Genomic DNA, 836 nt, shown 5'->3' with positions numbered 1-836 from the left:
CGCACAATTCATCACGGCCGCCGCTGCGAGCCCCAATTCCCAACTGGCGGCGCCCTTCTCGCTGATGCGGCGCGCGCCGGCGGCGACGATGAGGCTGTCGAAGGGCGTCACGGTCTCCATGCCCATCAGGTGCGACGTCACGGTCTTGGCCGTCAGGTCGATGGCGTTGACGTCGCCCCACAGCACCCGGACGTTCTTCTGCCTGCGCAGGATCAGCCGGGTGGTCGGGGCGACGTCGCCCTCGGACAGGATGCCGGTGGCCACCTGGTACAGCAACGGCTGGAAGAGGTGGGTCGTGGTCTTGGAGATCAGGGTGACGTCGACGTCGGCCCGCTTGAGTGCCTTGGCCGCGTTCAGGCCACCGAATCCGCTTCCGATGATGACGACGCGATGACGCGACATGCTCACCCCCTTACCGTACGACGCCGCCGGAAAGCGGCTAGAACGGCCACCCGTTGGAGTTGTCCTTGAATTTGCCGTTGACCGCGGTGCAGAAGTCGTCCGCGGTGCCGGCCAGCAACACGTAGTAGGTCTCGCCGCGGCGGCTCTCGTAGGTGTTGGGGGTGCTCCAGCCGCTGTTGCACAGCGAGGTCTGGGTGCCGGCCGTGGCGCGCCGCCAGTTGGTCTTGGCGCAGCCGGCCAGGGCGTCGACGTTGGGCGTCGCGCTCTTGGCGGCGACCACCATCGCGCCTCCCCATTGGCCGTCGCTGCGCCGGAAGGCGCGCGCCCCGAATCCGGCGTTGTTCGTCTGGCACGCCAGCGCGCGCCGCATCAGCGAGAAGGGCGCCGCCAGTTGGGAATTGGGGCTCGCAGCGGCGGCCGTGATGAATTGTGCG

General features: G+C 68.4%; 1 protein-coding gene and 1 pseudogene. Both read right to left on the bottom strand.

Annotated features, from left to right (window positions below; all coding sequences use genetic code 11):
* Positions 1 to 402: FAD-dependent oxidoreductase (locus A9X05_RS03490; protein WP_156736228.1), on the bottom strand; the 402-nt coding region annotated here is incomplete at its 3' end.
* A 37-nt stretch (positions 403 to 439) separates the two neighbouring features.
* A pseudogene (locus tag A9X05_RS31495) lies at positions 440 to 836 on the bottom strand (hypothetical protein); the annotation flags it as partial.

The sequence above is a fragment of the Mycobacterium sp. E3298 genome, assembly GCF_001666895.1.
GTDB lineage: Bacteria > Actinomycetota > Actinomycetes > Mycobacteriales > Mycobacteriaceae > Mycobacterium.
Note: the sequence above shows the minus strand (reverse complement) of the source record. Positions and strands in the feature narration are given on the sequence as shown.